A 14,961-nucleotide genomic window follows, 5' to 3' on the forward strand; every position below is an offset into this window, starting at 1 on the left:
GATGCCTGATACATTAGCCACCATCGTCCAGATAAAAAAGACCAGGGCATTCATTTTAGAACTTGTAAAAAATTTAAGCACAGAACAATTAAACAAAGTCCCAACGGGTTTTAGTAATAATATCATCTGGAATATTGCGCACCTTACCGCAGCACAGCAAAACCTTTGTTATATAAGATCAGGTTTACCGGTAACCGTTGAAGACAAATATTTCAGTCCATTTTTAAGCGGAACAAAGCCGGTTAAATTTATCGAAAAAGAAGAAATCATTTTAATTTTCGATGTCCTTTTAAATAGTATAGACCGTTTGGCGACAGATTACACCAATGGAATTTTTGTCTCCTTTGATCCGTGGGATAAACGCTATGGCATGAAACTCAATTCAATAGAAGATGCGGTAAACTTTGTTCCTTTTCATGAAGGGATGCACATCGGTTATATTATGGCTTTAAAGAAATTGGTATAACCCGAAAAACTTAAGCATATTTTGCCTGTATCTTTTTAGGGAGTTTAGCTAAAACCATTGCCCTCGATTCGGCCACCCGTCTTTTTAGCTCATGGTCATTTAACACCTCTAAATTTTCTACCTGGATCCACTGTCTTTTGGCCATATGATAAGCCTGCGCAATACCATCACGGGCTGCCAGTTCTTCAAATTCATCGGGGTTACATTTGATCGAAAAGCTGTTACCCTCATCAATAGCAATGATGACATAAATTTTTTCCTCCACCATGAAACACAAATGGTCCCATTTCATACCTTCTGTGGTACCTGGCAAACTCAAACAATATTCTCTGAAAGATTCAATATCCATTTTTAGGGGTTTAGGATCACACAAAGCTAATAACAAAAGGTTAAAGAGAAAAGACCAAAGCTGAAAGACCAAAGGATAAAGCTTAAAAGAAAATGCTAGTTTTGCTGTTGAAATATTTAAGTTCCAGCCCATGAATATCGTAACACTTACTGCCGATGGTTCCAATACACTTTATAACGAAACCATTGGCGAACACTACCATAGTAAACATGGCGCCCTGCAAGAAAGCAAACATGTATTTATTGAGGCTGGTTTGAAATTTACCGCAGCTCATCAAGCTGAAATTTCAGTTTTAGAAGTTGGTTTTGGAACCGGATTAAATTTTATTTTAAGCTTCGAACATTGCGAGGCAAACAATATTAACCTTCACTACACCAGTATAGAAGCTTTTCCGCTTAGCAGCGAATTAATTGAACAAACAGCCTATTCGGCTTATGTTCCTGAAGTAATCTGGTCTGGTTTTATTACCAATTACAATAATGCTTTAAAAGCACCCCAAAAGCTAACGCCGCATTGCACCCTGGAAATCCGGCATACAACCCTAGCCGAATACCAAAACGACCAAAAATTCGACATTATTTATTACGATGCTTTTTCTGTTCAGCACCAACCCGAAATGTGGAGCGATGAGATTATAGCACATGCCTGCAGCTTCTTAAAACCAGGTGGTACTTTTGTAACCTATGCCATTACCGGAAAATTGAAAAGAGCAGTGAAAGCCTGCGGATTTACCATTGAAAAATTACCCGGCGCGCCAGGAAAAAGAGAAATGTTGAGAGCGATCAAGGCAGAAGGTTAGAAATTGAAGAAAGTTTTTTTAGGCAATTTGCAGAAAAACGTAAATAGTAGAAACGGCCTAAGTATTTAAACCTGGGTGCAGCGGCAGCCTCCGTTTTTTCTACGGAGCTACAGCGGAAAACAGGATTAACAATAAGGTGGAATAGTAGATTGCTTTCCGAAAAACACACTCATCTCATTTTAATATAATTCGATCTCTTGCAAAAACAACAGCATCCCAGATTTTGTTAAAATATCATTAACATTCATATCATGGAAAAAAGAACCTTAGGAAAAACCGATTTAGATATAGCACCTATTGTATTTGGGGGAAATGTTTTTGGCTGGACAATCGATGAACGAAAATCATTTGAAATATTAAACCAATTTGTAGAAAACGGATTCAATTTTATTGATACCGCCGATGTATATTCGCGCTGGGTACCCGGAAACAAAGGAGGTGAATCGGAAACAATTATTGGTAATTGGCTAAAAAAACAAAACAAACGCCACGATGTAATTATTGCTACAAAAGTTGGTTCCGATATGGGCCAGGGCAAATCGCTCAAAAAAGATTACATCATCAATGAGGTAGAACACTCTTTATCGAGATTACAAACTGATTATATCGACCTTTATTTTTCGCATTTCGATGATGAAAGCACCCCAGTTGAAGAAACGTTAAGTGCTTATGAAACGCTGATCAAAGCCGGGAAAGTACGCTGGATCGGTGCTTCGAATTTTTCTGCCGATCGCTTAAAAGAGTCGCTCCATTATTCTACCGAACACGGCTTGCCACGTTATGAGGTTTACCAGCCAGGTTATAACCTTTACAACAGAGAAGAATTTGAACAGGAGCACGAAAAAATATGCCTTGACCATGGTTTGGCTGTAGTTACCTATTATTCTTTAGCCAGTGGCTTTTTAACCGGAAAATACCGCAGTGAAGATGATTTAAAGAAAAGTCAGAGAGGCGGAGGCATTAAAAAATTCCTGAACGAGCGCGGTTTCAGGATTTTAGATGCATTGGACCAGGTTGCAGATAAACATCATGTAGCGCCTGCGTCGGTAGCATTGGCCTGGTTGATTGATCATCCTTCTATTACGGCACCAATTGCAAGTGTTACCGATTTAAATCAATTAAAATCGTTCACCGATGCTGCAAACCTGAAATTATTGCCCGAAGACATTTCACTTTTAGACCAGGCAAGTAGAAATTAAAGAATAATCCCTTATATTTAAATGCCCGAATAATCAAACAAATTACTCGGGCATTTTGTATTAAACAGGATTTTTAACTATATGAAAAACAAATTATCATTTCTACCCAAATTGGCTTTGGTCCTCTTCTGTTTAATCAGTTTAACGTACATTGCCATTTTAGGCCAGTCTTTATTGGCTCCCCTGCTTTTCTCTTTTTTAATGGCCATCTTATTACTTCCTGTAGGTAATTTTTTAGAGCGCAGGCTAAAATTTAAAAGGGGTTTGGCTACCCTGGTTTCAGTAATTTTAATGATTGCTGTAATTAGTGGCATTATTTACTTTTTTGGCAATCAACTGAGCGATTTATGGGCAGATTGGCCCTTACTTAAAGAAAAAGCCAATGTGTCTTATCACGAACTCCAGAAATGGATTTCGCATACTTTTGGCATAAACTCTCAAAAACAGCTCGATTATTTAAATGATAGTACAGAAAAAGCTTTGGCTACCAGTGCTGCAATTGTAGCTACCACCTTATCTACGCTATCTTCTACCTTATTGTTTTTAGGTTTCACGCTGCTATTCACTTTCTTTATATTAAACTATCGCAGGGTTTTATTTACTTTTTTAACTTCGGTTTTTAGTGAAGAACACAAAGAAAAAGTTTCTGAGATTGTAAGTCAGATCCAATATATCATTAAGAAATACATCATCGGTTTGTTCCTACAAATGTTGATTGTTACCGTACTAATGATTACCGTACTGAGTTTATTAGGTGTTAAATATGCAGTTCTGCTGGGCCTGGTAGCAGGTATTTTTAACGTAGTGCCTTATTTGGGAATATTCTTTGCCCTGTTAATAAGCTGCCTGATCACTTTCGCTACAGCGGGTGCTGGCAAAGTGCTTTTGGTTTTGATTGCTTTTGTTGGTGTACATGCCATAGACGGAAATATACTGATGCCATTAGTAGTGGGCTCGAAAGTAAAAATAAATGCATTATTTGCTTTTATCGGTATTGTAGTTGGCGAAATGATCTGGGGAATATCGGGCATGTTCTTATGTATTCCTTACCTGGCGATATTAAAAATAATTTTCGATAGAGTAGACAACTTAAAACCCTGGGGTATTTTAATGGGCGAAGAGCATAAGCCCGACAAAAAGAGGCGTGTTTACCGGATCACTAAAAAGATTAAATTAGAAGAAAAAGACTAAGATGGCCGAAAATAGATCACCACATATTTTAAGCACTTCGGCGAACTTACTGGGAATATGCTTTATTGTACTTACTTCCTTAAAAAAGCTTGCACTTACCGACGGCTCCCTGATCGATGAGTTTGCCGTGGCTGCCGTAATGTTTTTTATGACCAGTTGCATCTTATCCTTTATCTCCATGAGAAGGCAACAAACTGCTAGCCAGCGGCTCGAAAAAGCGGCAGATATTATCTTTTTGTCGGGCTTGGTGATATTGTTCATAGCCACTATTTTAATTGCATTTAACCTGATAAAATGATTTAATGAAACCTTTATTTGTATTGCTCTTTGTGTACGTGGCACTATTGGCATTTGGCAGTCATACCACATTTGATAAAGGAAATATTTTTGCAGGCAATATTGCCATGTCTGTTATGTTGCTTTTTACCGCCATCGGACATTTTAAATTTAAAACAAGCATGGCGGCTATGATTCCATTAGTTATCCCTAAAAAAGTAGAAATTGTGCTTTTTACCGGGGTATTGGAAATTTTATTTGCCATAGGTTTAGCCATAGACAGCGCCCGTTATTACACCGGAATTGGGTTAATTATATTCTACCTGGCCATTTTACCCGCCAATATTTATGCAGCAAAAAACCGCATCAATTACGAAAATCTGTACAAACCAGGGCCTGGGCCAAAATATTTATGGTTCAGGGTACCGTTTCAGTTTTTCTTAATCGCCTGGGTTTGGTATTTTAGCATCCGATAATTTAGCTCAATAATAAGACATGCCCAACAACCCGATTCCTGCTACAGCAAATAATCCTGCCGATGCTTTTACCCGCTTAATTACGGTGTTAGACACTTTGCGTTCGCAATGTCCATGGGATAAAAAACAGACCATGCAAACCTTACGCCACTTAACCATAGAAGAAACTTATGAGTTGAGCGATGCCATTTTAGAGGGCGATTTAGATGAAATTAAAAAGGAACTCGGCGATGTAATGATGCACCTGGTTTTTTATTCGAAAATTGCTTCTGAAACCAACGATTTTAACATTACCGATGTTTTAAACGGTGTTTGCGATAAACTGGTAAACCGCCATCCGCATATTTACGGTGATATTGAGGTGCAGAACGAGGAAGATGTAAAACGCAACTGGGAGCAGATTAAACTGAAAGAAGGCAATAAATCGGTGCTGGCAGGTGTACCCTCTTCATTACCGGCTTTGGTAAAAGCTGCGCGCATTCAGGAAAAAGCCCGTGGAGTAGGTTTCGATTGGGAGGATAAAAACCAGGTGTGGGAAAAAGTAGAAGAGGAACTGCAGGAATTTAAAACTGAATTTAATGTTTTGGATCATACCGCAATTGATTTAGAAAAGGCTGAATCAGAATTCGGCGATGTACTTTTTTCACTGATCAATTATGCCCGTTTCATCAATATCAATCCGGAAAATGCCTTAGAAAAAACCAATAAAAAATTTATCAAACGTTTTCAATACCTCGAAACCAAGGCAAAAGAAAACGGAAAAGCTTTGGCAGATATGACACTTGCAGAGATGGATGTATATTGGAACGAAGCAAAGAAATTATAGCTAAAAGGAGTAAAATCGCAAAATTTATATTAAATTTGCGAATGGAATCGCAAAATTTATATTAAATTTGCGAATATGATTTCCAGAGCAATATCCAATTCTATCCAAAAACACCTGAAAGATGAAAAAGCAATCATCCTTTTAGGCCCACGACAAGTTGGAAAGAGTACACTTTTGCAACAGTTATCTTCTAAATTTGCTCAACCAGTAATGTGGTGGAACGGCGATGATGCCGATATCAGAACCATACTTTCCAATACCACCGCTACACTATTGCGTTCTCTTTTGGGAAAATCAAAAACGTTAGTTATTGATGAAGCGCAAAGAATTGATAATATAGGCTTATCGATCAAGTTGATTATCGATCAGCTTAAAGATGTAAAAGTAATTGCTACAGGTTCTTCAGCCTTTGAATTGGCCAATCATATTAATGAGCCACTTACCGGCAGAAAATGGGAATACAATCTCTTTCCGTTTTCGTTCGGAGAAATGATAGAAGAACATGGCTTACTTACCGAAAAAAGATTATTAAACCAACGCCTTGTTTATGGATACTATCCAGAAATTGTTAACAATCCTGGCGAAGAAGAGATACGCCTGAAACAATTATCGGATAGTTATCTGTATAAAGACCTCCTCACCTGGGAGAAAATACAAAAGCCTGATAAAATGGAAAAATTAGTCCAGGCATTGGCTTTTCAGGTTGGAAATGAAATATCATATAACGAATTAGGGCAGTTAGCCGGCCTGGATAACCAAACCACTGAAAAATATATCGATCTGCTTGAAAAAGCGTTTATCGTATTCAGACTAGGATCATTAAGCAGGAATTTAAGAAATGAACTAAAGAAGAGCCGAAAAATATATTTCTACGACAATGGCATCAGAAATGCAGTGATTAATCAATTCAGTCCGGCTATGTTAAGACAAGATATAGGAGCACTCTGGGAAAACTTCGTGATCAGTGAAAGGGTTAAATTTCTCGCTTATAACCAGGTTAACTGTAACCAGTACTTTTGGCGCACACATGCGCAGCAGGAAATAGATTATATCGAAGAAAGAAACGGTTTAATGAATGCTTACGAAATCAAGTGGAATCCCAAAACTAAGGCAAGATTTCCAAAAACATTTTTGGCTGCTTATGATGGTGTAGAAACCAAGGTCATTACACCGGATAACCTCAACGAATTTTTATCCTAAATAAAAATCACCATCTACGTAATACCATTTCCCATCTTCCAGCCTGAAATTTGATTTTTCGTGCAGTACTTCCGTTTGGAACTTTTTATTCAGGTAATAGGCTTTAAACTCTACCTGGTCAAAAGTCGAAAAAACAATTTCGAGCTTTAACCATTTTGTGTTTTTAGCAATGTTCAGATAAGCATTTTTGGAATGGTTTTTTCTTTTACTGCTATGGGTAGTTTCGTAAAGATAATCGGCATCAGCCACTACAAAAGCTGAATAACGCGACCGCATTAGTGCTTCGGCGGTTGGTGCTGTTTTCGCTTTTAAATGATAAGGCTGGCAACAGTGCTGAAAAGCCATTCCGCTTCCGCAGGGACAGTTTATTAAATTCATGATTAAAATTTACTGTACAAAAGTATGATTTAATGTTCCTGCTGCTAAAATTTATGTAAAATTGCACCGAAAACAATGAGATACTTCTTCCACATCGCTTATCAGGGTCAGCATTATAATGGCTGGCAAAAACAACCAGGCGCCATTAGTGTGCAAGATGTTATTGAAAAAGTACTTCAGCAGGTTTTTAAGCAACCAATCCCGGTTATCGGATGCGGAAGAACGGATGCCCATGTACATGCCAGCCAGTTTTTTTTTCATGCTGATATCGAAATGGAATTCGATTTCGATCTGCTTTTCCGTTTAAATAAGGCGCTGCCACAAAACATTGCCGTTTTTGACATCATTAAAATGGAAGGCCTGCCCCATGCCCGGTTCGATGCTGTACAGCGGAAATACGATTATTTTATCCATACCTATAAAGATCCTTTTTTAAGCAACCAAAGTTCTTTTTACCTGGAACCCGCGCTCGATCTGCATAAAATGAAAAGCGCGGTAAATTTATTGCCGAAATACAAAGATTACCGGGCTTTTTGCACACAGCCAAATAAATACGAGCATACCATCTGCAATGTGATGGAAGCCGATTTATTTGTAAACAGCAAAGGCGACCGGATCCGTTTTCATATTGCGAGTAACCGCTTTTTGAGTAAGATGATCCGCATATTGATGGGCAAAATTTTAAAGGTTGGTAAAGGTGAATTAAGTGTCGATGCATTTGAAAGCCTGCTCATTAACCTCCAGACGCCGAAAACCCTGGATCCGGCGCATCCAACGGGGCTTTACCTCTCAAAAGTAACCTACCCCTACCTTAACCTGGAACCAAGAACAGATTTTATCCATAGTATGCAGGGGGTAGAGTGGATTTCAGTTTAACTGTAGCGTTTTGATGCTGAACTCCGTTTAAGGGGTATGAAAGTTAAAATCTACCTCCCTTTATTTGTTTTAGGCTTTTCTTTCGGCTGTAAAAAGCCAACAAATGTTGATGTTTTAACAGAGGGTAACTATACAGGAGTACTGGTAATTACCAATAGTACGAAATCTGTACCGGTAACCCAACCGATTTCAATTTCGTTAAAGGACGGAGAATTCAATATTACACCCAATGCCAATTTAAAACCATTTGGAGGCAAAGGAACTTACACGTTTAAAAACAAGATCGGATATTTTACTGATGACGGTGTTTGGACAGCAGATTTTGATTGGAATATGATTTTAAACGGCGAATACGACATTAGAAGCAGCGGAGTTGATTTAACGCTTAGAAAAAGATTGAGTACAAAGGCAGGTTTTTCTTCTGCTTCTTATGCCACCATTGATTATGAGTATATTTTAAAAAGGAGCAATTAATCCCTCTGCCATGAAAAATTTAATTTCCTTCTTTATAGTATTATCTGTGTTTGCTTTTGGATGTGAGAAGACATCTGAAAGCATAACCACGAATTATGATTTTAAAATCAACACCTCAAAATCAATTGGTACATCTACATTACTATTAAAATCAATCAACGATAGCCGGTGCCCCATTAATGCTGATTGCATTAGCGCCGGAGGCGTACGGGCACATTTCAAATTAACAGCCGATAATATTGACCAGGAAATTACCTTATGCAAAGGAGTTTGTGGCACATTAGAAAGTGCAGCAAAGGTTAAAATTAACGGTATAACTTATTCGATGAAATTAATCGACGTTACCCCCTATCCCCAGCTTCAGAAAGGTGATATTACACAAACGGTGAAGATTGAGTTAACAAGAACTTAAGTTTAGGTTTGCTTGGGCATCGGAAATGATCTGTCCGGTGTCCCAAGTTTTTTCCTTATTTAAACCGGATGGCCTTTAGCGGAGAAACCTTGCTGATTAATAGTGAAGGAACAATCAAAACTGTTAAACACACTACTATTGTAACAATATTAAGCAATAATACATCGATAAAATGAAATTCTATTGGTGCATAAGCTAAAAAATAAGAAGCCTGGTTAAGTTTAAAAATGTGGGTGGTTTGTTGTAAAAAACCAAGTCCCAAACCAAGAATATTCCCAAGTAATAAGCCAATACCAATTAAATAAGCTGCATTGTAAAGGAAAATTTTCATAATGCTCCAGTTACCGGCCCCAAAAGACTTGAGCATACCGATCATATTTGTTTTTTCTAAAATCATGATCAATAAGGCAGTAATCATATTAATTACGGCTACAATGAGCATCAGGATTAAAAGTACTTTTGTATTTACATCAAGAAGGCCCAACCAGGTAAAGATATTAGGAAAATTTTCTTCAATAGAATACGAGCGCAGATTACGCGGAAGCTTTTCATAAATATTATCGGCACTGGGCTTAAGCCTGTTAAAATCCTTAATCCTGATTTCGACACCTCCAATTTCGTTAGCATCCCAATTGTTCAGGCGTTTAATGATGTTCAGGTTGCCCAGCACAAAGCCCTTATCAATATCTTCTACACCAATATCATAAATACCTACAATTTTAAATTTACGTGGCCGTAACTGGTTTTGAACAAAATACATGATAAAATCATCGCCTGTTTTGAGTTTTAAACGATTAGCTGTATAATTCGATATCAGCAGTTCCTGCATGGCTACCGTACTGTCAGAAAAATTGATGATGGTTCCGCTGATCAGGTGCTTTTTAATATAATCCCACCTGTAATTTTTGTCTATTCCTTTAAAATTAATGCCCTCAATTTCGTTATTGGCCGAAAGGATGGCGGGTTTGGTGGCAAAAGGATAATAATATTCAATGTCGGGATCGTTTTTGAGCATTTTTTTTGTTTCTTCATCAAATACAAATGGCGAATGCTCAAATGAATTGTTCAGATCGTAACGGGTAATCTGTATATCGCCTAAATATCCCCTTACTTTATCCCTGATTTCAGTTTTAAAGCCTTTAATAATGGCTATAGAAAGAATCATAACAGCCAGACTCAGCATCACACCTGCTATTGCGATGCGGACGATGAGTTTTGAAAAGGTGCGCTCAGATTTAATGGCTATCCGCCCGGCTATGAAATATTCGAAATTCAATTTAATCAATTTGTAAGTAACAAAAATGCTCAATTCCTTTTTAAAAATGGCATTTTCGAAAATAAATAACCAACTTTAAACTTGAATCGTTAAGTTATAACAGGAAAACAACCCATACCATAATTGCAATAGGCCGTAAATTGTTTTGTTATAATGCAAGGAGGTTAAAATAATACTGAAATGAAAAATTACATCAGCTTTGCTTTAATTAGTTTAGTCGCCTTATCGGCCTGCGGACAGTCCAAACCACCTGAACAGGGGGAGCTCGGGAAAAAAAGTCCTGAAAACAGAAAACTGATGATTAAAACTGCAAAATTACCATCTGCAATTAAAACCGGTGCCGAGCAGACCGAAAAATACCTTCCTTTACTGAAAGGAAAACGTGTGGGTATGGTGGTTAACCCAACATCGGTTATAGGTGGACAAACCTCTGTTGATAGCCTTTTAGCGCGGGGCATTAAAATTCAGAAGATATTTGGCCCTGAACATGGTTTCAGGGGAAATGCAAGTGCAGGTGTTACAGTTAATGACGATGTAGATACCAAAACGGGCATTAAGGCCATTTCACTTTATGGCAAGCATAGTACACCTACAGCCGAAGATTTGGCCGATATTGATATTATGGTTTTTGATATTCAGGATGTTGGTGTCCGTTTTTATACTTACATTAATACCTTACAGCATGTAATGGAAGCCTGTGCGGTAAATAATAAACCGCTGTTGATTTTAGACCGTCCTAACCCGAACGGCTATCTGATTGACGGGCCAATTTTAGATCCTAAATTTAAATCGGGTATTGGTATACAGCCCATTCCAATTGCGCATGGTTTAACCGTTGGCGAATATGCACAGATGCTAAACGGCGAAGGCTGGTTAAAAGATAAGGTAAAATGTAAGATCACCATTATCAAAAATGCGAATTATAGCCACGATATGCCCTACACTTTACCGGTTAAACCTTCTCCAAACCTAAACACACAGCAGGCCATTCTGCTTTACCCCTCAACCTGTTTGTTCGAAGGCACTTATTTAAACCATGGCCGTGGTACCATGTTCCCTTTCACCATAATTGGTGCCCCCTACCTTAAAGGAAAATTCGATTTCAGTTTTACACCAAAAAGTATAAAGGGTATGTCAGAAACGCCATTATTTCAGGATCAGGTGTGTTATGGACTGGATCTGAGAAATTACGATACCTCCAAACTGGTTAAATCAAAACAGGTTAACATCAGCTGGTTAATTGAATTGTACAATGCATCACCACGGAAAGAGGATTTCTTCAACAGCAAATTGAGCAAAGAAATGGGTACAATTGAAAGATTGGTGGGTGTGGCCGATTTCAGGCAGCAGGTAATTGATGGAAAAAGTGAAGCTGAAATTAGGGCTAGCTGGGAACCAGGCCTGAGCAGGTATAAAGCTATGCGTAAGAAATATTTGCTTTACGATTAATTATTAAATAAGAGGGATTGAATGACTAAATGATTGAATGGCCTTTGCAATATTTTCAAACTTAACAGATTGAGGTTTGTTATTATCTATAATTAATAAGCATTGTACCATTCAAAATTCAATCATTTTAGCTATGAGCGGTCCGAAAATTAAAAGCGATAAACCAGGGAGTAACTACCAGCAGGAAGTACCTAAAGGGAGGGAGCCTATTGACCACAAAACAGTAAGAAAAGAAAACGACAGTTTACCCAATAAGCCTGTCAGGACGAATAATCCGGCTAAACAGCGTGAAAACGAAGAGCAACCAGTACACCCGATAAAGAAAGCCCCAAAAGCGTAAATAATTTGTCAGGAGGCAGCAAGTGTATTATCTGAACGATCTTATTTTTAACGCAAAGAAAAACGTGGCGCCCTGTCCGGCGGTACTTTCTACCCAGATTCTGCCACCCTCACTTTTAATAATTTCGGCCGAAATGTAGAGTCCTAAGCCTAAACCGGGATAAGTGTGTTGTAAATTGCCGCCTACGCGGTAAAACTGATCAAACACCAGGTGTTGCATATCCTCAGAAATCCCGATGCCATAATCCTTAACGCTTAAAATAACTTCGTCATTATGGGTAAATGTTGCTACATCTACCTCATCAGCATCGGTTGAGTATTTAATTGCATTAGACAGGAAATTGGTTATTACCTGGCCAATACGCTCTTTATCGGCATAAACAACCGCCCTGCTGGTTAAATCGCAAATAATTCTGTGTTTAGAACTGATGTGCTGCATTTCTCCTGTAATTTCTTCAACCGCCGCATCAAAATCAAATTCTACGGGGTTAAAAGTCATTTTGCCCGATTGAATTTTAGTAACATCCAATAAATCACCGATCAGTCCGGTTAGCCGGTTTAACTGCCCATCCATTTTACGAACCATATTTGCCTTTTTCTCATCACCTTCATTTCTGATCATGCGTTCGAGCACCTGGGCATAAGCTTTAATACTGGTTACCGGTGTTTTTAATTCGTGGCTGGCAATCCCCAAAAATTCGTCTTTCTGCTGTTGTAACTGTACTTGCCTGGTAACATCCATTGCAGCATGAATAATGGCGTATACTTCACCATTCGAATCTTTAAGCGGCTTGTACGTAAAGTTAAACCAACGCTTTTCTTCCTGATCCCCAACCATTAAACGAACTTCTTCCTGATCGGCATGATAGGCAATTCCGGTGCGGTACACTTCTTTTAAAATACCGATCAACGGCTGTAGGTTTAAATCAGGTATAGCCTCCTCAACGGTTTTACCGATCACACTTTTATCCTTACTCCAAAAACGCAGCATTTCATCATTGGCCAGTTTGATGATAATATTTTCAGTTTCATAATAAGCGGTGGCTATGGGTATATCATGGAGTACACTACGAAAACGTTGTTCGCTTTTAGCCGCTTCCATTTTTGAAATAACCTGTAAAGTAATTTCGTTGGCAACCACCATAATACCAGAAACCTGGCCATCCTGGCCAAAAATCGGATCGTAAACAAAGTTGAAATAAAAATCGCCCAAAACCCCATCCCGCTCCAATCTGGCCATGGTTTCGTAACCAAAATGGGCGACTCCACTATCATAAACCTGAAGTAAAAGTTCAGGAAAAGGCTGATCAATAATTTCAGGCAATCCGTCTAAAAGTTTTAACCCGATTACAGCTTTGGTTTTTCCCCAAATCTTTAATAAATCGTCGTTGGCATCTTCTATAATGAAATCTCTGCCCCTCAAAATTCCTATGGCCACAGGCGCATCGTAGATCATTTGCCTGAACAGGGCCTCACTTTGCTCTACTTTAAACTTGGCTTTTACCAGTTCGGTTACGTCGGTGGCATTATTTAAAATGCCCCAAACCTTTCCGTCGGTATCCATTAGCGGTTTATAAATAAAATCGAAATAGAAGGTTTGGAGTACATTATCATTTAAAAGTACGACCTTATCTTCTTTGGCTTCGTAAGCCACGGCAGTATTTCTTACCTGTTTAAGGATATTCAGAAAGGGCTGACCTTTTAACTCTGGCAGGGCCAGCGCCAATTTTTTACCTATTACCGATGCATCTCTTCCCCAGGCTTTAAGCATAGCCTTATTGGCCACCTGAATAACCATATCTTCGCCAATATAGAGTGCAATGGGCATTGGAGACTCTTCTATAAGCGTGTTAAAAATATTGGTTGAATCGTCGAGGTTAATTTGCATAAAAGTTAAAAAAACAAATATAATTGCTTTTTTACTTACTACCCGATTTTAAAAAAGATAATAAAACTTTTTCGTTGTGCTCCAAATTCACTTTTCCTTTAAGCGAATTATTGTTCATCTTCTTCAGGTATTTTTCCAGTTGATTGTTCTCGTAAGCTGTGAGCAAAAGCGGGTAAACGTACGAACTTTTACATACTGCACGGGTATTACCCAATTTTTTGGCAACGCAGTCTAAAACTGCAACAATTGCTTTTTTACTGTTTAAACCGGCATTTTCGTTAGTCTGGCACTGGGCAAACTGCCGCAGGGCTTCGAGCGTGCCTCCCCAGGTCCTGAAATCTTTTGCCGTAAAATCATCGCCCGTAATTTCTTTAATGTAGGCATTTATTTTACCCGAATCGATGCTTTTGTGTTCGTTGCCATTGGTGTAAAACTGAAAAAGTTCCTGCCCCGGTATATCCTTGCATTTCTTGATCAACTTTGCGAGCGACCGGTCATTTAATTCTACTTTTTGCTGAACTCCTTTTTTACCTACAAAATCCATGATAATTTTATTACCGTTTATTTTTACATGCTTATTTCTAAGGGTAGTTAAGCCAAAAGAGCCATATAATTGCTTATAGCTTTCGTTGCCCACACGGATCAGTGTTTTCTGGAGTACATCAACCGAAATGGCCAATACCTTACGTTCGTCAAAATCTTTTCGGCGCAGGTCTTTCTGCAGGTTTTTACGCGCTTTGGGCAGGGCTTTGCCAAATTCAAGCAGGCGGAAATATTTGTCTTCGGAACGGCGGCTGGTCCATTTTGGATGGTATTTATATTGTTTTCTGCCAGCTGCATCAATACCTGTAACCTGCAAATAAGCATTGGGTTTATTGGCAATCCATACGTTTTGCCATGCAGGCGGAATAACCAGGGCTTTGATCCGGTCGAGGTGCTTTTCATCGGTAATTTTATCTCCATTTTTATCTTCGTAATAAAATTTACCAGGCTTGCCTTTTCGGTAAATCCCAGGCATGCCATCGTTTACGTACACCAATCCACTAGCTTTAACAACATCTTTGCCTTGTACCATTTTTTGCCTATA

General features: G+C 38.5%; 18 protein-coding genes. 13 read left to right on the plus strand and 5 right to left on the minus strand.

Annotated elements, in window-relative coordinates:
• Window position 1: 1 nt before the first annotated feature.
• Window positions 2–466 (plus strand): DinB family protein, encoded by a 465-nt coding sequence (locus tag ACFSR6_RS14740; RefSeq protein ID WP_379080155.1) that lies wholly within the window; start codon window positions 2–4, stop codon window positions 464–466.
• A gap of 10 nt (window positions 467–476) precedes the next feature.
• Here the strand turns inward: ACFSR6_RS14740 and ACFSR6_RS14745 are convergent, their stop codons facing one another.
• Window positions 477–815, minus strand: coding sequence for an MmcQ/YjbR family DNA-binding protein (locus ACFSR6_RS14745; protein ID WP_379080157.1), 339 nt, complete (start codon window positions 813–815; stop codon window positions 477–479).
• 130 nt (window positions 816–945) lie between these two features.
• On the opposite strand from ACFSR6_RS14745, the gene mnmD reads away from it, so the two are divergent.
• The 7 genes from mnmD (at window position 946) to ACFSR6_RS14780 (ending at window position 6,782) form a co-directional block, all read left to right on the plus strand.
• On the plus strand, window positions 946–1,614 hold the full coding sequence (gene mnmD / locus ACFSR6_RS14750; RefSeq protein ID WP_379080159.1) for a tRNA (5-methylaminomethyl-2-thiouridine)(34)-methyltransferase MnmD: 669 nt from the start codon (window positions 946–948) through the stop codon (window positions 1,612–1,614).
• Between the two features lie 251 nt (window positions 1,615–1,865).
• Window positions 1,866–2,813: an aldo/keto reductase gene (locus tag ACFSR6_RS14755; RefSeq protein ID WP_379080161.1), complete on the plus strand. Its 948-nt coding sequence runs from the start codon at window positions 1,866–1,868 to the stop codon at window positions 2,811–2,813.
• A gap of 81 nt (window positions 2,814–2,894) precedes the next feature.
• Complete coding sequence (locus tag ACFSR6_RS14760) at window positions 2,895–4,004, plus strand: AI-2E family transporter (protein ID WP_379080163.1); 1,110 nt, start codon at window positions 2,895–2,897, stop codon at window positions 4,002–4,004.
• 1 nt (window position 4,005) lies between these two features.
• Complete coding sequence (locus ACFSR6_RS14765; RefSeq protein ID WP_379080165.1) at window positions 4,006–4,302, plus strand: hypothetical protein; 297 nt, start codon at window positions 4,006–4,008, stop codon at window positions 4,300–4,302.
• Window positions 4,303–4,306: 4 nt separating this feature from the next.
• Window positions 4,307–4,756, plus strand: a complete 450-nt coding sequence (locus tag ACFSR6_RS14770; RefSeq protein ID WP_379080167.1) for a DoxX family protein — start codon at window positions 4,307–4,309, stop codon at window positions 4,754–4,756.
• A 19-nt stretch (window positions 4,757–4,775) separates the two neighbouring features.
• Entirely contained in the window at window positions 4,776–5,582 is an 807-nt protein-coding gene (mazG, locus tag ACFSR6_RS14775; protein WP_183759423.1) for a nucleoside triphosphate pyrophosphohydrolase, read from the plus strand.
• A 75-nt stretch (window positions 5,583–5,657) separates the two neighbouring features.
• Window positions 5,658–6,782, plus strand: coding sequence for an ATP-binding protein (locus tag ACFSR6_RS14780; protein ID WP_379080169.1), 1,125 nt, complete (start codon window positions 5,658–5,660; stop codon window positions 6,780–6,782).
• On the opposite strand, the gene ACFSR6_RS14785 is transcribed toward ACFSR6_RS14780, so the two are convergent.
• Window positions 6,774–7,160: a YchJ family protein gene (locus ACFSR6_RS14785; RefSeq protein ID WP_379080171.1), complete on the minus strand. Its 387-nt coding sequence runs from the start codon at window positions 7,158–7,160 to the stop codon at window positions 6,774–6,776. The two genes, ACFSR6_RS14780 and ACFSR6_RS14785, sit on opposite strands and share 9 nt — an antisense overlap.
• A gap of 75 nt (window positions 7,161–7,235) precedes the next feature.
• On the opposite strand from ACFSR6_RS14785, the gene ACFSR6_RS14790 reads away from it, so the two are divergent.
• Genes ACFSR6_RS14790 through ACFSR6_RS14800 form a run of 3 tightly spaced genes read left to right on the plus strand, consistent with a single transcriptional unit; the run spans window position 7,236 to window position 8,922 of the window.
• A complete protein-coding gene (locus ACFSR6_RS14790; RefSeq protein ID WP_379080173.1) occupies window positions 7,236–8,036 on the plus strand; it encodes a tRNA pseudouridine synthase A in 801 nt (266 codons plus the stop codon).
• 36 nt (window positions 8,037–8,072) lie between these two features.
• A complete protein-coding gene (locus tag ACFSR6_RS14795; protein ID WP_379080175.1) occupies window positions 8,073–8,510 on the plus strand; it encodes a hypothetical protein in 438 nt (145 codons plus the stop codon).
• A 10-nt stretch (window positions 8,511–8,520) separates the two neighbouring features.
• The gene (locus ACFSR6_RS14800) at window positions 8,521–8,922 is read left to right on the plus strand and encodes a hypothetical protein (RefSeq protein WP_379080177.1); all 402 of its coding nucleotides are present in this window, start codon (window positions 8,521–8,523) and stop codon (window positions 8,920–8,922) included.
• Between the two features lie 55 nt (window positions 8,923–8,977).
• Here the strand turns inward: ACFSR6_RS14800 and ACFSR6_RS14805 are convergent, their stop codons facing one another.
• A complete protein-coding gene (locus ACFSR6_RS14805) occupies window positions 8,978–10,231 on the minus strand; it encodes an ABC transporter permease (protein WP_379080178.1) in 1,254 nt (417 codons plus the stop codon).
• 147 nt (window positions 10,232–10,378) lie between these two features.
• On the opposite strand from ACFSR6_RS14805, the gene ACFSR6_RS14810 reads away from it, so the two are divergent.
• Window positions 10,379–11,647, plus strand: coding sequence for an exo-beta-N-acetylmuramidase NamZ family protein (locus ACFSR6_RS14810; protein ID WP_379080180.1), 1,269 nt, complete (start codon window positions 10,379–10,381; stop codon window positions 11,645–11,647).
• A 133-nt stretch (window positions 11,648–11,780) separates the two neighbouring features.
• Window positions 11,781–11,987, plus strand: a complete 207-nt coding sequence (locus ACFSR6_RS14815; RefSeq protein WP_379080182.1) for a hypothetical protein — start codon at window positions 11,781–11,783, stop codon at window positions 11,985–11,987.
• 27 nt (window positions 11,988–12,014) lie between these two features.
• Here the strand turns inward: ACFSR6_RS14815 and ACFSR6_RS14820 are convergent, their stop codons facing one another.
• Together ACFSR6_RS14820 and ACFSR6_RS14825 are read right to left on the minus strand one after the other, a co-directional pair.
• Window positions 12,015–13,874, minus strand: coding sequence for a PAS domain-containing sensor histidine kinase (locus ACFSR6_RS14820; protein WP_379080184.1), 1,860 nt, complete (start codon window positions 13,872–13,874; stop codon window positions 12,015–12,017).
• Between the two features lie 31 nt (window positions 13,875–13,905).
• On the minus strand, window positions 13,906–14,949 hold the full coding sequence (locus ACFSR6_RS14825) for a DNA topoisomerase IB (protein WP_379080186.1): 1,044 nt from the start codon (window positions 14,947–14,949) through the stop codon (window positions 13,906–13,908).
• Window positions 14,950–14,961: the final 12 nt, after the last annotated feature.

Origin of the sequence: Pedobacter vanadiisoli (genome assembly GCF_042684385.1) — a bacterium.
Classification (GTDB): domain Bacteria; phylum Bacteroidota; class Bacteroidia; order Sphingobacteriales; family Sphingobacteriaceae; genus Pedobacter; species Pedobacter vanadiisoli.

Coding starts and splice junctions, on each gene's coding strand:
- ACFSR6_RS14825 (WP_379080186.1), bottom strand. CDS start 14,949: ATGGTACAAGGCAAAGATGTTGTTAAAGCTAGTGGATTGGTGTACGTA.
- ACFSR6_RS14795 (WP_379080175.1), top strand. CDS start 8,073: ATGAAAGTTAAAATCTACCTCCCTTTATTTGTTTTAGGCTTTTCTTTC.
- ACFSR6_RS14820 (WP_379080184.1), bottom strand. CDS start 13,874: ATGCAAATTAACCTCGACGATTCAACCAATATTTTTAACACGCTTATA.
- mnmD (WP_379080159.1), top strand. CDS start 946: ATGAATATCGTAACACTTACTGCCGATGGTTCCAATACACTTTATAAC.
- mazG (WP_183759423.1), top strand. CDS start 4,776: ATGCCCAACAACCCGATTCCTGCTACAGCAAATAATCCTGCCGATGCT.
- ACFSR6_RS14785 (WP_379080171.1), bottom strand. CDS start 7,160: ATGAATTTAATAAACTGTCCCTGCGGAAGCGGAATGGCTTTTCAGCAC.
- ACFSR6_RS14760 (WP_379080163.1), top strand. CDS start 2,895: ATGAAAAACAAATTATCATTTCTACCCAAATTGGCTTTGGTCCTCTTC.
- ACFSR6_RS14810 (WP_379080180.1), top strand. CDS start 10,379: ATGAAAAATTACATCAGCTTTGCTTTAATTAGTTTAGTCGCCTTATCG.
- ACFSR6_RS14740 (WP_379080155.1), top strand. CDS start 2: ATGCCTGATACATTAGCCACCATCGTCCAGATAAAAAAGACCAGGGCA.
- ACFSR6_RS14765 (WP_379080165.1), top strand. CDS start 4,006: ATGGCCGAAAATAGATCACCACATATTTTAAGCACTTCGGCGAACTTA.
- ACFSR6_RS14745 (WP_379080157.1), bottom strand. CDS start 815: ATGGATATTGAATCTTTCAGAGAATATTGTTTGAGTTTGCCAGGTACC.
- ACFSR6_RS14770 (WP_379080167.1), top strand. CDS start 4,307: ATGAAACCTTTATTTGTATTGCTCTTTGTGTACGTGGCACTATTGGCA.
- ACFSR6_RS14755 (WP_379080161.1), top strand. CDS start 1,866: ATGGAAAAAAGAACCTTAGGAAAAACCGATTTAGATATAGCACCTATT.
- ACFSR6_RS14800 (WP_379080177.1), top strand. CDS start 8,521: ATGAAAAATTTAATTTCCTTCTTTATAGTATTATCTGTGTTTGCTTTT.
- ACFSR6_RS14790 (WP_379080173.1), top strand. CDS start 7,236: ATGAGATACTTCTTCCACATCGCTTATCAGGGTCAGCATTATAATGGC.
- ACFSR6_RS14780 (WP_379080169.1), top strand. CDS start 5,658: ATGATTTCCAGAGCAATATCCAATTCTATCCAAAAACACCTGAAAGAT.
- ACFSR6_RS14815 (WP_379080182.1), top strand. CDS start 11,781: ATGAGCGGTCCGAAAATTAAAAGCGATAAACCAGGGAGTAACTACCAG.